The organism is Klenkia brasiliensis (assembly GCF_900100695.1).
GTDB lineage: Bacteria > Actinomycetota > Actinomycetes > Mycobacteriales > Geodermatophilaceae > Klenkia > Klenkia brasiliensis.
Window position 1 is genome coordinate 357,751 of the sequence record NZ_FNCF01000003.1, and the last position, 22,063, is coordinate 379,813.

Sequence of the window (22,063 nt, forward strand, 5' to 3'; positions counted from 1 at the left end):
CGCGGTCAACCCCGGGGCGCGGGCGCCTGTTCCGCCGCACGCCCGGCCAGGGCGTGCAGCCGCCGGTACTGCGCGGCGCGCTCCGCGGCGTCCTGGCCGTCGTCGTCGGCGGCCGCGGCGCGGCGCACCAGGGCGGCGGTCTCGCGGCTGGCGTCGACGTCCGGCCCGAGGACGGCGGCGACCAGCTGGTCCACCGCGGCGTCCAGCTCACCGGCGGGGACGACGACGTTCGCCAGCCCGGCGGCGTACGCCTCGGCGGCACCCACCCGCCGTCCGGTCAGGCACATCTCCAGCGCGCGGCTGTAGCCGACCGCCTGCACCAGCGTCGACGTGCCGGTCAGGTCGGGGACCAGGCCGAGCGTGGCCTCGGGCAGCGCGAACGTGGCCTCCTCGGCGCACACCCGCAGGTCGCAGGCCAGCGCGAGCTGCGCGCCGGCGCCGATGGCGTGGCCCTGCACGACGGCGACGGACACGATGCCCGGCTGCCGCAGCCAGCGGAACCCGGCCTGGTAGCCGCGGATCCGCTCCTGGGCGCCCTCGGGCCCGAGCCCGGCCAGCTCGCCGAGACCGCCCGGGGTGCCCGGGTCGGCGGCGAACAGCGACCGGTCCAGGCCGGCGGAGAAGGCCCGGCCGGCGCCGCGCACGACCACGACCCGGACGTCGGCGGGCAGCGCTGCCCCGACCTCGGCCAGGGTGGTCCAGGTGGCCGGGACCTGGGCGTTGAGCTGGTCGGCCCGGTCCAGGAGGACGGTCAGGACCGGCCCGTCCTGCGAGGTGGTGACCCAGCCGCGCGCCGGGTCACCGCTCACTTCTTGTCGCCGGCCGGCCGGTTGGCCCCGCCCCGGCTGCGCAGGGTCGCCCCCGACTCGCTGAGCAGCCGGTGCACGAACCCGTAGGAGCGGCCGGTGTCGGCGGCCAGCACCCGGATGCTCTCGCCGTTGTCGTAGCGCTTGCGCAGGTCGTCGGCCAGCGTGTTGCGGTCGTCGCCGGTGATGCGCTTGCCCTTGGTCAGCCCGGCGGCCTCCCCCGTGCCCGAGGTGTCCGCTCCGTTCGAGTCGGCCATGACTCCCTCCCCGCCAGCGCTCCCGGTCGTGCCGGGTCCCCCACTGGTCGCCTGGCCGCCGTCCCTGTGACGCCGGTCCCGCTCGAATGATCACCCCTGCGGCGGGACCGCGCGCGGTGACCGGCGAGCCGGGCTCAGGCGAGCTCGACGAGCTCCGCGAAGTCGGGCGACCAGCTGTCCTCGGTGCCGTCGGGCAGCAGGATCACCTTGTCCGGGTCGAGCGCGGTGACCGCGCCCTCGTCGTGCGTGACCAGCACGATGGCGCCCTGGTAGGTGCGCAGCGCCTCGAGCACCTGCTCGCGGCTGGCCGGGTCGAGGTTGTTGGTCGGCTCGTCGAGCAGCAGGACGTTCGCCGCCGAGCAGACCAGCGCGGCCATCGCCAGCCGCGTCTTCTCACCGCCGGACAGCGTGCCGGCCCGCTGGTCGACCGCCTCGCCGGAGAACAGGAACGCGCCGAGGATGCGCCGCAGCTCGGTGTCGGTCTGCTCGGGGGCCGCCGAGCGCATGACCTCCAGCAGCGAGCGGTCCATGTCGATCGTCTCGTGCTCCTGGGCGTAGTAGCCCAGCCGCAGCCCGTGCCCGGCCTTGACCTCGCCGGTGTCGGGGGTCTCGGTGCCGGCCAGCATCCGCAGCAGCGTGGTCTTGCCGGCGCCGTTCAGGCCGAGGACGACGACCCGGGTGCCGCGGTCGACGGCGAGGTCGACGCCGGTGAAGATCTCCAGCGACCCGTAGCTCTTGGACAGCCGCTCGGCGGTGAGCGGGGTCTTCCCGCACGGCGCCGGGGTCGGGAAGCGCAGCTTGGCCACCCGGTCCTGCACCCGCACCTGCTCCAGGCCCGCGGCCAGCCGGGCGGCGCGCTTGTCCATCGACTGCGCGGCCTTGGCCTTGGTGGCCTTGGCGCGCATCTTGTCCGCCTGCGCGGTCAGCGCGCCGATCTTCTTCTCCGCGTTGGCGCGCTCGGACCGGCGGCGGCGCTCGTCGGTCTCGCGGGCCTCGAGGTACCGCTTCCAGCCGAGGTTGTAGACGTCGACGGTGGCCCGGTTGGCGTCCAGGTGCCACACCTTGTTGACGACGGCGGCCAGCAGCTCGACGTCGTGGCTGATCACGACCAGGCCGCTGCGGTGGCTGGCCAGGAACGTCTTGAGCCAGGCGATGGAGTCGGCGTCGAGGTGGTTGGTCGGCTCGTCGAGCAGCAGGGTGTCGGCGTCGGAGAACAGGATCCGGGCCAGCTCGACACGGCGCCGCTGGCCGCCGGACAGCGTGGACAGCGGCTGGGCCAGCACCCGGTCGGGCAGGCCGAGGTTGGTGCAGATGCGGGCGGCGTCGGACTCCGCGGCGTACCCGCCCATGGCGGCGAACTGGTCCTCGAGCCGGCCGTAGCGGCGGACGGCGCGGTCGCGCTCGGCGTCGTCGGCGGGCTCGGCCATCGCGATCTGGGCCTTGGTCAACTTGGCCTTGAGCTCGTCGAGCCCGCGGCCGGACAGCACCCGGTCGCTGGCGGTGATCGACAGGTCGCCGCTGCGGGGGTCCTGGGGCAGGTAGCCGAGCTCGCCGGTCTGCTCGACCTTGCCGGCGTGCGGCACGCGCTCGCCGGCGAGGGTGGTCAGCGTGGTGGTCTTGCCGGCGCCGTTGCGCCCGACCAGGCCGATCCGGTCACCGGGCTGCACGCGCAGGTCGGCCTCGCTGATCAGGATGCGGGCACCCGCGCGCAGCTCGAGCCCGGTGGTCGTGATCACCGGACCCAGGGTACCGCCGGGACGGCCCGGTTCCGAGCGCCCGGCCGGTGACCTGGGTAGCACTACCCGGTCCAGGTCAGGTGGTGCGGCGGAGGGCGGTGGGCCCGCGCGCCCCGAACCTGGGGTCATGACTGCTCCGACCGACGCCCCGTGGTTGCTGCGCTGCCCGGTGTGCTCCACCCCGGTCCCCGACCGGGCCCACCCCGGGACGGCGTGCGCCGGCTGCGGGCTGCCGGCCGCCGGGCACGCCGGCGTGGTGGTGGGCCGGATCGGCGCCACCCTCGCCGAGCTGCACCGCGACCGCGACGCCCTGCTGGCGACCCTCCGGGCGCACGCCACCAGCCCGGCTGCCGCCCCCGCCCCGTCTCCGGCCCCCGTCCCGACTCAGGCCCCCGCCCCGCGGCCCGCGGTCCGCCGGCCGCCTCCGCCCCGGCCCCCGGCGGGCGGGCCCGGTGGGGCGCCCCCCGCCGGCCCGACGGTCACCCCCGCTGCCCCCGCGCCACGTCGGCGGGTCAGCCCGCAGCAGGTGCTCGTCGGTCTCGGCTCGCTGCTCGTGGTGGCCGCGGCCATGGCCCTCGTGGCGGTCGGCTGGACCCGGCTGGGTCTGGGCTTCCAGGCCACCGTCATGGCCACCGCCACCGCGACCGCCGCGGTCACCTCGGCGTGGGCCGCCCGGCGGGGCCTGCGGGCCACCGAGGAGGGCCTGGCCGCCACCGCCGCGGCCCTGCTGCTGGTCGACGTCACCGCCGCGAGGGCGCTGGGCCTCGCCGGGCTGGACGAGGTCCCGCTGCACACCTACACCGCCGGCGCCCTCGCCGTGGTCACCCTGCTGGCCGCCGGGCTGCGCGCCGCCACCCGGTCCACGCTGGTCTGGCCGGCGGTCGCCCTGCTCGCCGCGCAGCCGGTGCTGCCGCTGGCGCTCGGTGGGCACGCGGACGGCGTCGCCGGCGTCGTCGCCCTGCTGGCCCTGGCCGCGGCGGACGCGGCGGTGGCCGGCCGGTTGCCGCGCTGGTCCGCCGACGTGGCCCGGCTGCTGTCGGCCGTCGCGGCCGGGTGCGGGTCGTTGCTGGCCGTCGGGCTGGCCTGGTCGGCGCCGCTGGCGGAGGGGGCCGCGGCCACCGCGGTGCTGACCGCCGCGGCGGCCGCCGTCGTCCTGTTGGTGCTCCGGCGCGCCCGCCGGGGCGGTCCGGTGCCCGTGCCGGCCCCGGTGGCCTGCCTGGCGGCCGTTCCCGCGCTGGCGCTGGCCGGGCTGGCGCAGGCCGCCGGGGCGGTCGCCGCGCCGCTGCTGGCACTGGTGGGGCTCGCCCTGGCGACGGTCTGCGTGCTCGTCTGGCCGGAGCCGCTGGCCCGGGAGCTCGCCGGTGGGCCCGCGGCCGCCCTCGTGGTGGTGGGCACCGTGCAGCTGGACGTCGCGGACCGGCCCGCCGCCCTCGCCCTCGTGGCGCTCGCGGCGACGGTGCCCGCGGCGCTCACCGCGCTGGTCCGGCAGCCGGCCCGGGTCCCGGCCGTCGTCGCCGCACTGCTGCTGCCCGGTGGTGCCGTGCTGGCCGCCCGGGAGGGGGCAGTGCTCGCCGCACCCGTGGCCGGCCTGCTGCTCGCCCTGCTGGGCGCGGCCGCGCTGGGCCTGGCCGCGGTGCGGCTGGGCCGCCCCGAGGAGCGCGCGGCCGCGCTGACCGCGCCGGTGCTGGCTGCGGCCGCTGCGGTGACCGGTGCGTCGGTCGGCGCGTGGGGCCAGGTCGGGGCGCAGCTGGCGCTGGTCGGCGCGGCCGGCCTGGCCTACGCGGTCGCCGGACGGCGGGTCGTCACCGGCTGGGTGGCGCTCGCCGACCTGGTCGTGGCCACGTGGATCGCCCTGGCCGGTGCCGCAGTGGTCACCGTCGAGGCGTACAGCCTGCCGCTGGCCGCCGCGCTGCTGCTGGCCGCCGGGCCCCAGCTGCGGCGGGAACCGTCCTGGCGGGGCTGGGGCCCGGCGCTGGTCGTCGGGTTCGCCCCGTCCGTCGTCGCCGCGCTGGGCACCGGCGACCCGGCGCGCACCGGCCTGGTGGTCGTGGCCGGGGTGGTCGCCGTCGTGGCAGGCACGCTGACCCACCGGCAGGCACCGTTCGTGGTCGGTGCGGTGTCCGCCGGGCTGGTCGCCGCGGTGGAGACCGCCCCGTGGGTCGCCCGGCTGGAGTCGTGGGTGCCGCTGGGGACCGCGGGCCTGCTCCTGCTGGTGCTCGGGGCCTCCTACGAGCGGCGCCGGCAGCAGGCCCGGGAGGCCGTCGCCTGGGTGTCCGATCTGCGGTGAGGCCCCTACGGTGGGGCGGTGGACGGGAGCCGCGCAGCCGGCGCTCCCCCGCTGCCGCCCCTGCCCTACCCCGACGACGCCCGGCCGGTCTACCCGCCGCCGGTGCCCGCGGCCCCGCTGGCCGACCGGGTCACCCCGCAGGTGCTGCTGCTGGGCGCCGGGGTGGTCGCCGTCCTGGGGGCGGTGCTCTCGGTCTTCACCGTCGGCACGCCGGCCGGGGTGGTCGCGGTCAGCGTGCTGCTGGTGGTCGCGGCCGGGCTGGCCGTCCTCGCCGGGTACGCCGGCACCCCGACGTCGGGCGAGGCGCTGGCGGTGGCGGCGGTGGCCGCGGCGACGGCGCTGGTCGTGGTCGGCGCCCGGACCGCGCCCCGTCCGGAGCTGGCCGCGGGCACCCTGGCCCTGCTGGTGGCCGGGGGCACCGGTGCGCTGCGGCTGGTCGCGCCGCAGCTGCGCACCTGGCCGGTCGCGGCGTGGGCAGCCGGCCAGGCCGCCGTGCTGGTGGCGGTCCGGTCCACCGAGCTGCGCAGCGACCTGCTCACCGGGGTGCTGCTCGGCGTCGCGCTGACCGGGCTGGCCATCGCGTGGGCCGGGCGGGGCGTCGTCGCGCTGGCCGGGCTGCTGGGGTCGGTGCCGTGGTGGCTGACCGGGGTGTGGGTGGCCGAGCGCGCGGCGTGGGGTGGCGACCGGCCCGCCGTGGCCGCCGGGTTCGCCGTCGCGGCCGCCGTCGGGTTGCTGGTCACCACCCATCCCCGGGTGCCGCGGCTGCCGGTGGCCGGGCCGCTGGTGCCGGTGCTGGCCGGCGTCGTGGCCGGCTCGACCGTGGCCGGCGCGGCCACGTCGGCCGGGCCGCGGTGGGTGCTGGGCGCGGGGTTCCTCGGGCTGGCGCTGGCCGCGCTGGTGGCGGTCGCCGCCTCGCGCGGGCCGGACTGGGTGCCCCGCGACGCGGGGCTGGCCGCGGCGGCCGTGCTCGTGCTGCTGTCGGCCGTCGGCACCGGGCGGGCCGGCCGGTGGGCCGACCTCGGCCTGCTGATGGTGACCACGGCCGCCGCGGCGGTGCTGCTGTCGGTGCGCAACCGGGACACCCGGCCCTCGACGGTGCCGATCGCGGTCGGCACGGTGGCGCTGGCGGTGGTGCTGCTGACCAGCGAGGGCCAGGTGTCCGGTGCCGCCGTGGGGGCCGCGCTCGTCGCGGTCGCGGTCGCCGCGCTGGCCGAGGCGGTGGTGCTGGCGGTGGTGCTGCCCTGGTGGGCGGACCAGCGGGTGCGGACGTGGGTGCGCCAGCGCGTGCGGCGGGCCCCCCGGGCGGCCACCGGCCCGGTGGACGACGTGCGGGACGCCTTCGCCGCCGCCGACACCGGCCGCGCCGACCCACCCGTCGGCGTCGCCGAGCCCGACCCGGACTCCCCCGACGTCCGCGCGGCCGGCTCCGCGGCGGTCACCGGGTCGGTGGTGGGCCTGCTCGGCGTCGGCCTGGCGCTGTCCGCGGGCCGGCCCGGGGTGACCGCCGTCCTGCTGGCCGTGCTCGGGCTCGCGCTGATGGGCCACGGCGACGTCACCCGCGGCACGAAGCCGCCCGACGTCCCGGCCGACGAGCAGGACACCCGCGGCCGGGCCACCCGGGTGCTCGGTGGCGTCTGCCTGGTCGCGGCCGCCTGGACCGCCGCCGCGCTCGCCGGCTGGGACGTGCCGCAGGTCGTGCCGGTCGTCGCCGGGCTGGTGCTGCTGGCCGGGTCGTGGCGGGCGCTGCCGCACGGGCGCAGCTGGGCGTCGTGGGGGCCGGGCCTGGCGGTCGCCCTGCTGCCGTCGGTGGCGCTGGCCGTGCTCGACCCCACCCCGGCGCGCCAGGTGGCCACGCTGGTCGCCTCGCTGGTGCTGGTGCTCGGCGGGCTGGGCTGGGCGGTCCGGGCGCCGTTCGTGCTGGGACTGGTCGGCGTGCTCGGCACGACGGTCGGGTGGCTGGCCGACGGCGCGCCCACGCCGTGGGTGGTCGCCCTGTTCGGCGTAGGCGCGGTGCTGCTGCTGGTCGGTGCGGTCCGCGAGCACCAGCGCCGCCGCGGCGACCCGGTCCCCGCCCGGGTGCGGACCTTCCGCTAGCTGCCGAACAGGCTCTCGGCGCAGACCACGCGGTAGCCGGCGGCGAGGAAGCTGCGCAGCGACGCGGTGTTGGCCGGGGCGACCTGCGCCCACAGCTGGCCGTCGACGAACGCCGGGGCGGCCGCGGCCAGCGCGGTGCCCAGCCCCCGGCCGCGGGCGGCGGGGTCGACCTCGATGCTGACCTCCCACCGGCCGGCCAGCCCACGCCCGAGGGTGAGCAGCGCAGCGGCGTCCGCCGTCCCCAGCACGCGCACCTCGGTGCGGTGACGGTGCGCCCGCTGCACCCGCGGGTGGTCGGCTGCCTCCAGTGGCTGCAACGACAGCGCCGGGGCGGCCGGGGCGGGCGGCGCGAGCAGGACGGCGTCCACCACGCCCGGCTCCACGCCGGTCTCGTCGGCCAGCGCGGCGAGGAACCGGGCGGACAGCGGCGCGGCGACCGGGTCGGGCGACGCGGCCACCCAGGCGTCCACCCAAGCCGGGTCGACATCGGCACCGACCCACGCCCACGCGGTGCCGCCCACGACGACGGCCCGCGCCCCAGGGGGCGCGGGCCGCGTGGTGACGCTGCCGTCGGCGGCGGGGTCGTCGCCCCGCACGAGCCGGTCGAGGAGCTCGTTCAGACCCGGAAGCCGAGCGCGCGCAGCTGCTCCCGGCCGTCGTCGGTGATCTTGTCCGGGCCCCACGGCGGCATCCAGACCCAGTTGATCCGGATGTCGTCGACCAGACCGGGACCGGGGCCACCGGTGAGGGCCTGGCGGGCCTGGTCCTCGATGACGTCGGTCAGCGGGCAGGCCGCGGAGGTCAGGGTCATGTCGATGACGGCGACGTTGTTGTCGTCGACCTCCATGCCGTACACCAGGCCGAGGTCGACGACGTTCACGCCCAGCTCGGGGTCGACGACGTCGCGCATGGCCTCCTCGAGCTCCTCCATGTCGGCCTTGATGACCGGCGCGGCGGGGGCAGTCGTCTGCACGGGGGTCTGCACGGGGGTCTGCACGGGGGTCTCGGTGCTCTCGGTCATGCTGCGGGTCCTCCCCAGGCTCGGGCGCTGGCGTCCTTGAGGGCCATCCAGCTCATCAGCGCGCACTTGATGCGCGCGGGGTACTTCGACACCCCGGCGAACGCCACGGCGTCCTCCAGGCTGTCCTCGAGCTCGTCGGCGACCGCCTGGTCGCCCTTGGCCTGCATCAGCTTCATGAAGTCGTCACCGGTGGCCAGCGCGTCCTGCACGCTCCGGCCGACCACCAGGTCGTACATCGCCGACACCGACGCCTGGCTGATCGAGCAGCCCATGCCCTCGTAGGACACGTCGGTGAGGGTGTCGCCGTCCACCTTCACCCGCAGGGTGACCTCGTCGCCGCAGGTGGGGTTGACGTGGTGCACCTCGGCGTCGAACGGCTCCCGCAGCCCGCGGCCGTGCGGGTTCCGGTAGTGGTCCAGGATGATCTCCTGGTACATGTCCTGCAGCTTCATCGGGCCTCCTCCACCTGCGTGTCAACGCCGAAGAAGCGCTGCGCATGCCGCACGCCCTCGACCAGCGCGTCGACGTCGTCGTACCCGGTGTGCACGTAGAACGTCGCCCGGGTGGTGGCCGGCACGCCGTACCGGCGGACCACCGGCCAGGCGCAGTGGTGCCCGACCCGGACGGCGATGCCCTGGTCGTCGAGCACCTGGCCGACGTCGTGCGGGTGGATGCCCTCGACGGTGAAGCTGATCGCCCCGCCCCGGGCCACGGTGTCGACCGGCCCGATCACGGTGACGCCCGGGATCGCCTGCAGCTCGGCCAGCGCGTACTCGGTCAGCGCCTCCTCGTGGGCCAGCACGTTCTCCATGCCCAGCGCGGTGAGGTAGTCGCAGGCCGCGGCCAGGCCGATCACCTGCGCGGTCATCGGGACGCCGGCCTCGAAGCGCTGCGGCGGCGGGGCGAAGGTGCTGCCCTCCATCCGCACGACCTCGATCATCGAGCCGCCGGTGAGGAACGGCGGCAGCGCGGCCAGCACCTCGGCGCGGCCCCACAGCACGCCGACGCCGGTGGGCCCGAGCATCTTGTGCCCGGAGAACACCAGGAAGTCCGCGCCCAGCGCCGCCACGTCCACCGGCTGGTGGGGCACCGACTGCGCGCCGTCGACCATGACCAGCGCACCGACCGCGTGCGCCCGCTCGATGATCGGCTGCAGCGGGGGCATCGTGCCCAGGATGTTCGACTGCTGGGTGACCGTGACCAGCTTGGTCCGCTCGTTGACCACGGTGTCCAGGTCGGAGAGGTCCAGCCGGCCGTCGTCGGTCAGCCCCAGCCAGCGCAGGGTGGCGCCGGTGCGCTCGCACAGCTGCTGCCAGGGCACCAGGTTGGCGTGGTGCTCCATCTCGGTCACCACGACCTCGTCGCCCTGGCCGACGGCGTACCGCCGGAACTCGGGCTCCTTGGCGGTGACGGCGTTGCTCATCGCGTAGGCGACCAGGTTGATCGCCTCGGTCGAGTTGCGGGTGAACACGACCTCGTCGGGCTGCCCGCCGATGAAGGACGCGATGGTCGCCCGGGCCGCCTCGTAGGCCTCGGTGGCCTCCTCGGCGAGGGCGTGCGCACCGCGGTGCGGGGCGGCGTTGACGTTCTCGTAGAACCACCGCTCGGCGTCGAGCACCTGGCGGGGCTTCTGCGAGGTGGCGCCGGAGTCGAGGTAGACCAGCGGCTTCCCGTCCCGGACCGACCGGCCCAGGATCGGGAAGTCCGCGCGCACCGCCGCCACGTCCAGCGGGAGCGGTGCGCGCTCCGTCGTGGAGCGCGGGGCGGTGGCGGTCATGCCGTCGCCGCCGCCGCGTCCGCGTCGGCCTTGAGGTAGGCCGCGTAGCCCTCGTTCTCCAGCTTCTCGGCCAGCTCCGGGCCGCCCTCCTCGACGACCCGACCGGCCACGAAGACGTGCACGAAGTCGGGCTGGATGTAGCGCAGGATCCGGGTGTAGTGCGTGATGAGCAGGACGCCGACCGAGCTGGTCGCCTTGGCCCGGTTCACGCCCTCGGACACCACGCGCAGGGCGTCGACGTCCAGACCCGAGTCGGTCTCGTCGAGGATCGCCATCTTGGGCTTGAGCAGGCCCATCTGCAGGATCTCGTGGCGCTTCTTCTCACCGCCGGAGAAGCCCTCGTTGACGTTGCGCTCGGCGAAGGCCGAGTCCATCTCGAGCGCCTCCATCTCGGTGCGCACGTCCTTGACCCAGCTGCGCAGCTTCGGCGCCTCGCCGGAGACGGCGGTCTTCGCCGTCCGCAGGAAGTTCGACACCGAGACGCCGGGCACCTCGACCGGGTACTGCATGGCCAGGAACAGGCCGGCCCGGGCGCGCTCGTCGACGCTCATCGCCAGGACGTCCTCGCCGTCCAGGGTCACCGTGCCGCCGGTGATCGTGTACTTCGGGTGGCCGGCGATCGAGTAGGCCAGGGTGGACTTGCCCGACCCGTTGGGGCCCATGATCGCGTGGGTCTCGCCGCTGCGGATGGTCAGGTCGACCCCGCGCAGGATCGGCTTGGCCTCGTCGCCCTCGCCGACGCTGACGTGCAGGTCGCGGATCTCCAGCACGCTGCCGGTGCTCTCGGTCATCTGGGTGGTGCCTCTCTCAGTTCTCGGCCGCGGAGGTGTCGACGAGGACGTCGTCGCCCTCGACGCGGACCGGGTGGGTGGTGACCGGCTTGTTCGCCGGCAGGTTGGTGGGCGCACCGGTGCGCAGGTCGAAGCACGACCCGTGCCAGGTGCACTCGATGGTGGGGACGCCGTCGACCATCTCGACCTCGCCCCCGTCGCTCAGCGGGTAGTCCTGGTGCGAGCACAGGTCGGTGAGGGCGTAGACCGTGCCGTCGTGCCGGGCGAGCACGAGCTCGACGTCCCCGACGACGACGGGCACGGCTTCGCCCTCGCCGATCTCGCTCAACGCGCAGGCCCGCTGGAAGCTCATGCCGGCTGCAGCTCCGACTCCGGGGTCTCCTGCTCCTCCAGGCCCGGCAGGGCGCCGAGCCGCTGCTCGATCGCCCCCATCAGCCGGTCCTGCAGGGCCGGCACGCCGATCCGCTGGACGACGTCGGCGAAGAAGCCGCGGACCACCAGGCGGCGGGCGGTCTCGGCGTCGATGCCGCGCGAGCACAGGTAGAACAGCTGCTCGTCGTCGAACCGGCCGGTGGCGCTGGCGTGGCCGGCGCCGACGATCTCGCCCGTCTCGATCTCCAGGTTGGGCACCGAGTCGGCGCGGGCGCCGTCGGTGAGCACCAGGTTCCGGTTGAGCTCGTAGGTCTCGGTGCCGGTGGCCGCCGGGCGGATCCGGACGTCGCCGACCCACACGGTGTGCGCCTGCTCGCCCTGCAGCGCGCCCTTGTAGACGACGTTGCTGCGGCAGTTGGGCACCGAGTGGTCGACCCACAGACGGTGCTCCTGGTGCTGGGTCTCGTCGGCGAAGTAGACGCCGAACAGGTCGACCGAGCCGCCGGGGCCGACGTAGGTCACGTTGCTGACCAGCCGGACCAGGTCACCGCCGAGGGTCACCACGACCTGGGTGAAGGAGGCGTCGCGGCCCACGACGGCGTCGTACTGCCCGCCGTACGCGGCACCGGGCGCCCAGTCCTGGACGCTGACCAGCTCGACCTGTGCGCCGTCCCCGAGGACGACGGCGACCGCACCGGAGTAGCGGGCCTCGCCCTGGTGGTCCAGCACGATCGTGGCCTTGGCGAACCGGCCGACCTCGACGACGGTCTGGCCCCAGACGACGTCCTCGCCGCCCTGGCCGCGCAGGGTCAGGGTGACCGGGGTGTCGAGCTGGGCCTCGGCCGGGACGCGGACGACGGTGGCGCCGCCGGCCCGCACCCGGGTGAGCGCGGCGAGCCGGTCGACCGGCTCGGGCAGTCCCTTGAGCAGCGGGTCGTCGGCGCCGACGGTGGTCAGCTCGACGCCCTCGGGCAGGTCGGCGTCCCAGTCGGGGCGCAGACCGGAGTCGGCCCCCTCCAGCAGCGGGCGGACCCGCTTCATCGGGGTGAAGCGCCAGTCCTCCTCGCGGCCGGTGACGACGGCGAAGTCGTCGGGGTCGGAGGAGGTGAAGCGCTCGGCCGGGGAGCCGGTGGGCACCGGACCGCCGTGGCTGTGCGCCCCGGCCGGGCCGCCGGTCCCCGCCGCGGGGGTGGTCGGCGGGCCGGCCTGCGCGCCGACGCCGTCGGCGAACAGCTCGCTGGCCAGCGCGGCGGACTCCGCGGGGCCGGCGATCGTGGCGGGGGTGTTCTCGTTCGTCACAGTGGGGTCGGTCATCAGCCGACGGCACCTTCCATCTGCAGCTCGATCAGGCGGTTCAGCTCGAGGGCGTACTCCATGGGCAGCTCCCGGGCGATCGGCTCGACGAAGCCGCGCACGACCATCGCCATCGCCTCGTCCTCGGACAGACCGCGGCTCATCAGGTAGAAGAGCTGGTCCTCGCTGACCCGGGAGACCGTGGCCTCGTGGCCCATGGACACGTCGTCCTCGCGGACGTCGACGTAGGGGTAGGTGTCCGAGCGGCTGATGGTGTCGACCAGCAGCGCGTCGCACTTCACCGTCGAGGCCGAGCCGTGGGCGCCCTCGTCGACCTGGACCAGGCCGCGGTAGGACGTGCGGCCACCGCCCCGGGCGACGGACTTGCTCACGATGGTCGAGGAGGTGTGCGGCGCGGCGTGCACCATCTTGGCGCCGGCGTCCTGGTGCTGGCCCTCGCCGGCGAAGGCGATGCTCATGACCTCGCCCTTGGCGTGCTCACCGGTCATCCACACGGCCGGGTACTTCATCGTCACCTTGGAGCCGATGTTGCCGTCGACCCACTCCATGGTCGCGCCCTCGTGGGCCACGGCCCGCTTGGTGACCAGGTTGTAGACGTTGTTCGACCAGTTCTGGATGGTCGTGTACCGGCAGCGCGCGTTCTTCTTGACGATGATCTCGACGACCGCGGAGTGCAGGGAGTCGGACTTGTAGATGGGGGCGGTGCAGCCCTCGACGTAGTGCACGTAGGCGCCCTCGTCGATGACCATCAGGGTCCGCTCGAACTGGCCCATGTTCTCGGTGTTGATCCGGAAGTAGGCCTGCAGCGGGATCTCCACGTGCACGCCCGGCGGCACGTAGATGAAGGAGCCACCCGACCACACGGCGGTGTTCAGCGCGGCGAACTTGTTGTCGCCGGACGGGATCACCGAGCCGAAGTACTCGCGGAACAGGTCCTCGTGCTCGCGCAGCGCGGTGTCGGTGTCCAGGAACAGGACGCCCTGCTCCTCGAGGTCCTCGCGGATCTTGTGGTAGACGACCTCGGACTCGTACTGGGCCGCGACACCGGCGATCAGCCGCTGCTTCTCGGCCTCCGGGATGCCCAGCTTGTCGTAGGTGTTCTTGATGTCCTCGGGCAGCTCGTCCCAGCTGGCCGCCTGGGCCTCGGTGGAGCGCACGAAGTACTTGATGTTCTGGAAGTCGATCCCGGACAGGTCCGAGCCCCAGTCGGGCATCGGCTTGCGGTCGAAGAGCTTGAGGGCCTTCAGGCGGCGCTCGAGCATCCACTCGGGCTCGTTCTTGCGGGCCGAGATGTCGCGGACGACGTCCTCGTTCAGGCCGCGCTTGGCCGACGCGCCGGCGGTGTCGGCGTCCGCCCAGCCGTACTGGTAGCGGCCGAGCTGGTCGATCTGCTCGTCCTGGGTCAGGGCCTTGGCGGGCTGCTGCGTGCTGGTCATGCGGGCGTCCTCTCCCGGGTGCTTCGTCGGGTGTGGCTCGGTGCAGGGCGGCCGGTGGCCGCCTGCTCGTCTGGTGAAGGGCGCGGGGCCCGGCTGGTGTTCCCGGGGACGCGACCCGGGATGTGGGTGGTGCAGACCCCGTCGCCGTGGGCGATGGTGGCCAGCCGCTGCACGTGCGTGCCGACCAGCCGCCCGATGACCGCGGTCTCGGCCTCGCACAGCTGCGGGAACTCCGCCGCGACGTGCGCCACCGGGCAGTGGTGCTGGCACAGCTGCCCACCGCTGGAGATCGCCGAGGCCGAGGCAGCGTAGCCCTCGGCGGTCAGCGCCTCGGCGAGCACCTGCGCCCGGTCGACGGGGGCGGTGGAGGTGGTGGCGGCGCGCTCGACGGCGGTGGAGCAGCGCTCCTCCAGGCCGGCCAGTTGCTGCTCGGCGACGTCCCGGACGGCGTCGGGCCCGCCGTGCGCGGCGACGAACCGCAGCGCGGTGAGCGCCAGGTCGTCGTAGGCGTGCGGGAAGCCCGACCGCCCGGCGTCGGTGAGCACGAAGTGCCGGGCCGGGCGACCCCGGCCGCGGACCGAGCCGGGCAGCGCCCGCTCGGCGACGCGGCCCTCGGCGACGAGGGAGTCCAGGTGCCGGCGGACGGCGGCCGGGGAGACGCCCAGCCGGCCGGCGAGCTCGGTGGCGGTCTGCGCGCCGTGCTCGAGCAGCAGGCCCGTCACGCGGTCGCGCGTGCGCCGGTCGTCGGGGTTCACCGACGGCCGGGCGGACGGCACCGCGCTGGATTCCACAACACGAGTGTGCGCTATTTCCCGGACGTCGCAAGCAAGGTCGCCCTAACCCGAACGTGCAGCCCACGGGGGGTGCGGGCAGCTGCCCGCACCCCCCGTGGCACCGCGTGCCAGGTCAGAGCGCCACCGGGCTCTCGACGGCGAAGTGCAGGCCGCCGTCGACCACCCCGACCCGCAGCCGCTGACCGCGCTGCAGATCACCGGCCAGCACCATCCGGGACACCGGGTTGTCGACCTCGCGCTGGATCGCCCGGCGCAGCGGACGTGCCCCGTAGGCCGGCTCGTGGCCCCGGTCGGCGAGCCAGGCCACCGCCTCCTCGTCGAACTCGACCGCGATGTCCTGCGCGGCCAGCCGACGCCGGGTCTCCTCCAGCAGCAGGTCGGTGATGCGGGCCAGCTGCGCCGCCTCCAGCTGCCGGAAGACCACGATCTCGTCGATCCGGTTGAGGAACTCCGGCCGGAAGGCCTCCCGCAGCCGCCGCAGGACGGCGTCGCGGACGTCGCGGCCGCCGTCGTCGGCGCCCGAGGTGAAGCCCAGCGGGCCGTGCGCGGCGTTGACGATGGCCTCCGAGCCCAGGTTCGACGTCATCACCACGACGGTGTTGGCGAAGGAGACCGTGCGGCCCTGGGAGTCGGTGAGCCGGCCGTCGTCCAGCAGCTGCAGCAGCGTGTTGAACACGTCCGGGTGCGCCTTCTCGACCTCGTCGAGCAGCACCACCGAGTAGGAGTTGCGCCGCACGGCCTCGGTCAGCTGACCGGCGTCCTCGTAGCCCACGTACCCGGGGGGCGAGCCGACCAGCCGGCTGACGGTGTGCCGCTCCTGGAACTCGCCCATGTCGAGCCGCACCATCTTGTCCTGGTCGCCGAACAGGGCCTCGGCCAGCGCGCGGGCCAGCTCGGTCTTGCCGACGCCGGTGGGGCCGAGGAACAGGAAGCTGCCGATCGGCCGGTCCGGGTCGCCCAGGCCGGCGCGGGACCGGCGGACGGCCTCGGCCACGACCTCGACCGCCTCGTCCTGGCCGACGACGCGGGCGTGCAGCACGTCCTCCAGCCGCAGCAACCGGTCGCGCTCCTCCTCGGTCAGCTGCGCCACCGGGATGCCGGTGGCCCGGGAGACCACCTCGGCGATCTCGGCGACGCCGACCTCGGGGACGCCGGTCTCGTCGCCCGAGCGGGCCCCGGCGAGCCGCTGCTGCGCCGCGGCCAGCTCGTCGCGCAGGCCGGAGGCGCGCTCGTACTGCTCGGCGGCCACGGCCTGGTCCTTCTCCCGCTGCAGCCGCTCGACCTCCTGCTCCAGCGACCGCAGGTCGGTGGTCGGGCGGCGGACCCGCAGCCGCACCCGCGCGCCGGCCTGGTCGACCAGGTCGATGGCCTTGTCGGGCAGGTGCCGGTCGGCGACGTAGCGGTCGGACAGCTCGGCGGCGGCGACCAGCGCCTCGTCGGTGAAGCGCACCTGGTGGTGGGCCTCGTACCGGTCTCGCAGGCCGCGCAGGATCTCCACGGTGTCGGCCACGCTGGGCTCGCCGACCAGGATCGGCTGGAACCGGCGCTCCAGCGCTGGGTCCTTCTCGATGCTGGTGCGGTACTCGTCCAGCGTGGTGGCGCCGATGACGTGCAGCTCGCCGCGGGCCAGCGCCGGCTTGAGGATGTTGCCGGCACCGGCCGAGCCCTCGGAGCCGCCCGCGTTCACCACGGTGTGCAGCTCGTCGACGAAGACCAGGACCGAGTCGGCGTGCGCCCGGATCTCGTCCATGACCTTGCCGAGCCGCTCCTCGAAGTCGCCGCGGTAGCGGGTGCCGGCGACCAGGCCGGTGAGGTCGAGCTCGACCAGCCGGCGGCCGCGGAGCACGTCGGGGACGTCGCCGGCCACGATCTGGGCGGCGATGCCCTCCACGACGGCGGTCTTGCCGACGCCGGCCTCGCCGATGAGCACCGGGTTGTTCTTGGTGCGGCGGGACAGCACCTCGATGGTCTGCTCGATCTCGTCGGCCCGGCCGATGACCGGGTCGATCCTGCCGTCGCGGGCCAGCGCGGTCAGGTCCCGGCCGTACTGGTCCAGCGTCGGGGTGTCCGAGGGCGGCTGCTCGGCCGGGGCACCGCTGGCCGCGCGCTGCAGGGACTCGGGGGTCACCCGCGCGCCGGACAGCTGGCGGCCGGCGGCGGAGTCGGCGTTGAGCGCGAGGGCGAACAGCAGGTGCTCGGGGCCGATGTAGGTGGAGCCGCTGGCCCGGGACACCTGGTGGGCGTCCAGCAGGGCCCGCTTCGCGGCCGGGGTGAGGGTGACCGGGCCGTCGGAGGGCTCGCCGACGCGCAGCGCCTCCTCGAGACCGGTGCGCAGCCGGTCGGGGTCGGCGCCGGCCCGGGTCAGCAGGGTGCGGGTCGGCTCCTGGCCGGCCAGCGCCCACAGCAGGTGGGGCGCGTCGAGGTCGCGGCCGCCCCACCCGGCGGCCTGCTGCGCGGCGGCGACCAGGGTCTCGCGGGCGTGCTCGGACAGCAGCTGGGTCAGGTCGACCCGCTGCATGCCCCGGCGGTTGCTGAAGAAGGCGGCGGAGAAGTCGTCGAAGGGAGAGGTCACGGAGTGCGCTCCAGGGATGCGTACCTGCGCCGATCCGGGGGCCGGGTCTCGACCGGGGTCGTGCGCCGCGGGGTGGGAGCCGTCAGCCGTCGCTGTCCGGGGCCCTGCGCTGTGGTGTGCAGCGCGCCCGCCGTCCCTGTCCTTCCCGTGTGCGCCCAGGGCGAACACGCAGCCACCTACCCTGGGTGCGTGCCGGTCTCCCCCGTCGTCGTCCGCCGCGTCGCCCTCGCCAACGCCGTCGCCAACGGCCTCATCGTCGTCACCGGCGGTGCGGTCCGGCTGACCGGCAGCGGGCTGGGCTGCCCCACCTGGCCCGAGTGCACCGACGGGTCGATCACCCCGACCGCCGAGCTCGCCGGCCACGGGTTGATCGAGTTCGGCAACCGGCTGCTGACCTTCGCGCTCGCGGTGATCGCCATCGCCACCGTGGTGGTCGTGTGGCGCTCCAGCCGCCGGGAGCTGCGGAGGTGGGCGGTCGGCAGCTTCCTGGGCATCCCGGCGCAGGCGCTGCTGGGCGGCGTCACCGTGCTGACCGGGCTGAACCCGTGGACGGTCGCCGCGCACTTCCTCGTCTCGATGGTCCTGGTGGCCGTCGCCACCACGCTGTGGCTGCGCTCCCGGGAGCCCGGGGTGGGCGGGCTGCTGGTGCGCCGGCCGATCGCCGCGCTGGTCACCGGCATCGCGGTCACCGTCGCCGCCGTCCAGGTGTTCGGCACCGTCGTCACCGGCTCGGGCCCGCACAGCGGCGACCCGGGTGCCGGGCGCACGGGCTTCGACCCCGAGCTGGTCAGCCAGCTGCACGCCGACGTCGTCTTCCTGCTCATCGGGCTGACCGTGGCGCTGCTGGTGGCCCTGTACGCCACCGACTCCCCCGGCCGCGTCCGCCGGGCCGCCCGTGACCTGCTGGTCGTGGAGCTGGCCCAGGGCGTCATCGGCTACGTGCAGTACTTCACCGGCCTGCCGGTCGTGCTGGTGCTGCTGCACATGCTGGGCGCGGTGCTGATCACCGCCTACACGGCACGGCTGTGCTGGGCCCTCCGCGGCCCCCGCACCGAGGCCGAGGTCCAGCCCCCCGCCGACGCCTTCGCCACCACCCGGTAGCACCGCCACACGCGGCGACCCTCGAGCGCGGGGTCGCGGGGCTCTCGGACGCACCAGGACCCCGGCAACCCCGTTCTCGGCGTGGCCTGACCCGCCGGAACACCCGGGACGACGCGGCGTGCGGGGTTCCTGCCCCCTCCGGGCCTGGCGAGAGGGCAGGAACCGGGCGATCGGACATCGAGGACCACCGAGTGCGGGGTTCGCGGGGTCATCGGGCTCGCCACAACCCCGGGAAGCCCGTTCTCGACGTCGCCCATCGCGGGACGACGCGGTGTGCGGGGTCCACGCCCACTCGGGGCCGCGCGGGAGGGCGAGAACCCGGCAACCCGGCGTCAGGGATCGGGGGCCTCAGAGGAGGACGTCGAGGACCAGGGCGATGGACAGCAGGGTCATGTAGGTGATCGACACCGAGAACAGCCTCATGGGCCGGTCGGGGACGCCGGCCTTGATCCGGGCCAGCCAGGCGTGGGACTCGTAGACGTACCAGGCACCCAGGGCCAGCACCGGGCCGCCGGCGATCCAGCCCAGCTGCGGGGTCACCGGGACCATGAGCACGGAGACCGCGAGGGTGGCCCAGGCCCACGCGGCGGACTGCCTGGCCACCGTGACCGGGCCGGCGACGACGGAGAGCATGGGGACGCCCGCGCGGAAGTAGTCGTAGCGGTACCGGCTGGCCAGCGCCCAGAAGTGCGGCATCTGCCAGCAGAAGACGATGCCGAAGAAGACCACGGCGGGCCAGGCCAGCGAACCGGTGACCGCCGCCCAGCCGATGAGCACCGGGGCCGCGCCGGGGAGGCCGCCGAAGACGGTGTTGTGGTGGGTGCGGCGCTTGAGCACCATCGTGTAGAAGACCGAGTAGGCCAGCATCGCCCCGGCGGCGAGCGCGGTGGCCAGCGGCGCGGTGAAGACGCCGAGGACGACCAGCGAGATCCAGGCCAGGATGACGCCGAAGGTCAGCGCGGCCCGCGGGGCGATGACCCCGGTGACGGTCGGCCGGTCCCGGGTGCGCGACATGATCCGGTCGATGTCGCGGTCGTACCAGCAGTTGATCGTGTTGGCCGCGCCCGCGGCCAGCATCCCGCCGACCAGGGTGGCCACGACCAGCCCGGTGCCCGGCCAGCCGCCGGCGGCCAGCATCATCGCCGGGAGCGTGGTGACCAGCAGCAGCTCGACGAGCTTGGGCTTGGTCAGCGAGACGTAGGCCCCGACGAGCGCCAGCGGAGGGGTCCGCCGGACGACGGCACGCCGTTCGGCGATCGAGGTCACGAGTCGATCCACACCATTCGAACCGGGACGGGCGGAGGTCGGGCCCACTCTAGCCCCGACGCAGGGCCGGGACACCGGCCTACCACTAGGGTTCGGTCACGTTGATGGTGCGCGCCCGGCGGGTAGGGCCCAGGTCGGCAAGGACGACGACCGGCAGACACTCCGGCGTCGCCCCGACGCAGACCCGACCCTCAAGGGAGCACCCGCCACGATGGCAGACATCAGCACCGAGTCCGAGGCCCCGGCGGAAGCCGCCTCCGACTCCCCCACCGGCTCGCCCGCGCAGCCGAACCCGACCCTGCCCGAGGGCTTCGGTGACCTGGACCGCAAGGCCATCGACACCGCCCGCGTGCTGGCCATGGACGCCGTGCAGAAGGTCGGCAACGGCCACCCCGGCACCGCGATGAGCCTGGCCCCGCTGGCCTACCTGCTCTTCCAGAAGTGGATCAAGCACGACCCGTCCGACCCGAACTGGGTCGCCCGCGACCGCTTCGTGCTGTCCCCCGGCCACACCGCGCTGACCCTCTACACCCAGCTCTACTACTCCGGCTACGGCCTGGAGCTCGACGACCTCAAGGCGCTGCGCACCTGGGGCTCGCAGACCCCGGGCCACCCCGAGGTCGGCCACACCAAGGGCGTCGAGACCACCACCGGCCCGCTGGGCCAGGGCGTGGGCAACGCGGTCGGCATGGCGATGGCCGCCCGCCGCGAGCGCGGCATCTGGGACCCGACGTCCGACCCCTCGGGCGAGAGCGTCTTCGACCACACCATCTGGGCGATCGCCTCCGACGGCGACCTGCAGGAGGGCATCTCCGGCGAGGCGTCGTCCCTGGCCGGCACCCAGCAGCTGGGCAACCTGGTCGTCGTCTACGACGACAACAAGATCTCCATCGAGGACGACACGACGATCGCCTTCACCGAGGACGTCGCCGCCCGGTACGAGGCCTACGGCTGGCACGTGCAGCACGTGGCCGACAGCGAGGACCTCGCCTCCCTCGACGCCGCCCTGGCCGCGGCCAAGGCCGAGACCACCCGGCCCTCGCTCGTCGTCAGCCGCTCGATCATCGGCTGGCCGTCGCCGGGCAAGCAGAACACCGGCGGCATCCACGGCTCGGCGCTGGGCGAGGACGAGGTCGCCGCGACCAAGAAGGTGCTGGGCTTCGACCCGGAGCAGACCTTCCAGGTCGCCGACGAGGTCATCGCGCACACCCGCAAGGTGCTCGAGCGCGGCCAGGCGGCCCGTGCCGAGTGGCAGCCCGGCTTCGACGCGTGGCAGGCGGCCAACCCCGACCAGGCCGCGCTGTTCGACCGGATGCGCACCCGCACCCTGCCCGAGGGCTGGGCCGACGCGCTGCCGACCTTCGACGCCGACCCCAAGGGCATGGCCACCCGCAAGGCCTCCGGTGCGGTGCTCGCCGCGATCTACCCGGCGCTGCCGGAGCTGTGGGGCGGCTCGGCCGACCTCGCGGAGTCCAACAACACCGCGGTCGAGGGCGAGCCCTCGTTCCTGCCGCCGAGCCGGCAGACCAAGACGTGGACCGGTGGCCCCTACGGCCGCACGCTGCACTTCGGCATCCGCGAGCACGCCATGGGCTCGATCATGAACGGCATCGCGCTGCACGGCGGCACCCGCGTCTACGGCGGCACGTTCCTGACCTTCTCGGACTACATGCGCCCCGCCGTCCGGCTCGCCGCGCTCATGCAGCTGCCGGTCACCTACGTGTGGACGCACGACTCCATCGGCCTGGGCGAGGACGGCCCGACGCACCAGCCGATCGAGCACCTGGCCGCGCTGCGGGCGATCATCGGCCTGGACGTCGTCCGGCCCGCCGACGCCAACGAGACCGCGGTGGCCTGGCGGACGATCCTGGAGCACGACGACCGCCCGGCCGGCATCATCCTGTCCCGGCAGAACCTGCCCGTGCTCGACCGGTCGGAGTTCGGCTCGGCCGAGGGCACCGCGAAGGGCGCCTACGTGCTGGCCGAGGCCAGCGGCGGCACCCCCGAGGTGATCCTGATGAGCACCGGGTCCGAGGTGCAGATCGCCGTCGCCGCCCGCGAGCAGCTCGAGGCGGCCGGCACGCCCACCCGGGTCGTGTCGATCCCCTGCCAGGAGTGGTTCGCCGAGCAGGGCCCGGCCTACCGCGACGAGGTGCTGCCCCCGACCGTCAAGGCCCGGGTCAGCATCGAGGCCGCCGTGGCCATGGGCTGGCGCGAGTTCGTCGGCGACGCCGGGCGCATCGTGGGCCTGGACCACTACGGCGCCAGCGCCTCGTTCCAGAAGCTGTACGACGAGTTCGGCCTCACCGCCGAGGCCGTCGTGGCCGCCGCCCGCGAGAGCATCCAGGCCGCCGCCGACGGCGCCGGCCCCGCCTCGGGCGCCGACGTCCCCACCCACGAGAACGCCCACACGGCCGACCACTGAGCCCGGAGGCACAC

Annotated in this window: 18 protein-coding genes; 4 read left to right on the forward strand and 14 right to left on the reverse strand. The window is 75.0% G+C overall.

Annotated elements, in window-relative coordinates; translation table 11 throughout:
* Positions 1–5: 5 nt before the first annotated feature.
* The 3 genes from BLT39_RS10390 to BLT39_RS10400 form a co-directional block, all read right to left on the reverse strand.
* Positions 6–809: an enoyl-CoA hydratase/isomerase family protein gene (locus tag BLT39_RS10390; RefSeq protein ID WP_091062435.1), complete on the reverse strand. Its 804-nt coding sequence runs from the start codon at positions 807–809 to the stop codon at positions 6–8.
* A complete protein-coding gene (locus BLT39_RS10395) occupies positions 806–1,063 on the reverse strand; it encodes a helix-turn-helix domain-containing protein (protein ID WP_091062437.1) in 258 nt (85 codons plus the stop codon). Before BLT39_RS10395 ends, BLT39_RS10390 begins: the two co-directional genes overlap by 4 nt.
* A gap of 134 nt (positions 1,064–1,197) precedes the next feature.
* The gene (locus tag BLT39_RS10400) at positions 1,198–2,799 is read right to left on the reverse strand and encodes an ABC-F family ATP-binding cassette domain-containing protein (protein WP_091062439.1); all 1,602 of its coding nucleotides are present in this window, start codon (positions 2,797–2,799) and stop codon (positions 1,198–1,200) included.
* A gap of 127 nt (positions 2,800–2,926) precedes the next feature.
* Here BLT39_RS10400 and BLT39_RS10405 point away from each other — a divergent pair, with 127 nt between their 5' ends.
* A complete protein-coding gene (locus tag BLT39_RS10405) occupies positions 2,927–5,086 on the forward strand; it encodes an SCO7613 C-terminal domain-containing membrane protein (RefSeq protein WP_131801463.1) in 2,160 nt (719 codons plus the stop codon).
* A gap of 18 nt (positions 5,087–5,104) precedes the next feature.
* Entirely contained in the window at positions 5,105–7,180 is a 2,076-nt protein-coding gene (locus BLT39_RS10410; RefSeq protein ID WP_091062443.1) for an SCO7613 C-terminal domain-containing membrane protein, read from the forward strand.
* Here the strand turns inward: BLT39_RS10410 and BLT39_RS10415 are convergent.
* The 10 genes from BLT39_RS10415 to BLT39_RS10460 form a co-directional block, all read right to left on the reverse strand.
* Positions 7,177–7,776 carry a GNAT family N-acetyltransferase gene (locus BLT39_RS10415; protein ID WP_207507842.1) on the reverse strand — a complete coding sequence of 200 codons (600 nt, stop codon included), beginning with the start codon at positions 7,774–7,776 and terminating at the stop codon, positions 7,177–7,179. The genes BLT39_RS10410 and BLT39_RS10415 overlap by 4 nt on opposite strands.
* Positions 7,777–7,796: 20 nt before the next feature.
* Positions 7,797–8,201 (reverse strand): metal-sulfur cluster assembly factor, encoded by a 405-nt coding sequence (locus BLT39_RS10420; protein ID WP_091062445.1) that lies wholly within the window; start codon positions 8,199–8,201, stop codon positions 7,797–7,799.
* Positions 8,198–8,653, reverse strand: coding sequence for a Fe-S cluster assembly sulfur transfer protein SufU (gene sufU / locus BLT39_RS10425; RefSeq protein WP_091062447.1), 456 nt, complete (start codon positions 8,651–8,653; stop codon positions 8,198–8,200). The genes BLT39_RS10420 and sufU overlap by 4 nt, the downstream gene beginning before the upstream one ends.
* Complete coding sequence (locus BLT39_RS10430; protein WP_091062449.1) at positions 8,650–9,978, reverse strand: cysteine desulfurase; 1,329 nt, start codon at positions 9,976–9,978, stop codon at positions 8,650–8,652. Before BLT39_RS10430 ends, sufU begins: the two co-directional genes overlap by 4 nt.
* Positions 9,975–10,769, reverse strand: coding sequence for a Fe-S cluster assembly ATPase SufC (gene sufC, locus BLT39_RS10435; protein ID WP_091062451.1), 795 nt, complete (start codon positions 10,767–10,769; stop codon positions 9,975–9,977). The genes BLT39_RS10430 and sufC overlap by 4 nt, the downstream gene beginning before the upstream one ends.
* Before the next feature lie 16 nt (positions 10,770–10,785).
* Positions 10,786–11,121 carry a Rieske (2Fe-2S) protein gene (locus tag BLT39_RS10440; protein ID WP_091062452.1) on the reverse strand — a complete coding sequence of 112 codons (336 nt, stop codon included), beginning with the start codon at positions 11,119–11,121 and terminating at the stop codon, positions 10,786–10,788.
* A complete protein-coding gene (gene sufD / locus BLT39_RS10445) occupies positions 11,118–12,455 on the reverse strand; it encodes a Fe-S cluster assembly protein SufD (RefSeq protein WP_207507844.1) in 1,338 nt (445 codons plus the stop codon). The genes BLT39_RS10440 and sufD overlap by 4 nt, the downstream gene beginning before the upstream one ends.
* The gene (gene sufB / locus BLT39_RS10450; protein WP_091062454.1) at positions 12,455–13,891 is read right to left on the reverse strand and encodes a Fe-S cluster assembly protein SufB; all 1,437 of its coding nucleotides are present in this window, start codon (positions 13,889–13,891) and stop codon (positions 12,455–12,457) included. The genes sufD and sufB overlap by 1 nt, the downstream gene beginning before the upstream one ends.
* A complete protein-coding gene (locus BLT39_RS10455; RefSeq protein WP_091062455.1) occupies positions 13,888–14,682 on the reverse strand; it encodes a helix-turn-helix transcriptional regulator in 795 nt (264 codons plus the stop codon). The genes sufB and BLT39_RS10455 overlap by 4 nt, the downstream gene beginning before the upstream one ends.
* Before the next feature lie 115 nt (positions 14,683–14,797).
* Positions 14,798–17,257 carry an ATP-dependent Clp protease ATP-binding subunit gene (locus BLT39_RS10460; RefSeq protein ID WP_242658302.1) on the reverse strand — a complete coding sequence of 820 codons (2,460 nt, stop codon included), beginning with the start codon at positions 17,255–17,257 and terminating at the stop codon, positions 14,798–14,800.
* A 189-nt stretch (positions 17,258–17,446) separates the two neighbouring features.
* Here BLT39_RS10460 and BLT39_RS10465 point away from each other — a divergent pair, with 189 nt between their 5' ends.
* The gene (locus tag BLT39_RS10465) at positions 17,447–18,358 is read left to right on the forward strand and encodes a COX15/CtaA family protein (protein WP_165640234.1); all 912 of its coding nucleotides are present in this window, start codon (positions 17,447–17,449) and stop codon (positions 18,356–18,358) included.
* A 348-nt stretch (positions 18,359–18,706) separates the two neighbouring features.
* On the opposite strand, the gene BLT39_RS10470 is transcribed toward BLT39_RS10465, so the two are convergent.
* Entirely contained in the window at positions 18,707–19,624 is a 918-nt protein-coding gene (locus BLT39_RS10470) for a heme o synthase (RefSeq protein WP_091062462.1), read from the reverse strand.
* Between the two features lie 211 nt (positions 19,625–19,835).
* On the opposite strand from BLT39_RS10470, the gene tkt reads away from it, so the two are divergent.
* Entirely contained in the window at positions 19,836–22,049 is a 2,214-nt protein-coding gene (gene tkt / locus BLT39_RS10475; protein ID WP_091062465.1) for a transketolase, read from the forward strand.
* The last annotated feature ends 14 nt before the right edge of the window (positions 22,050–22,063 follow it).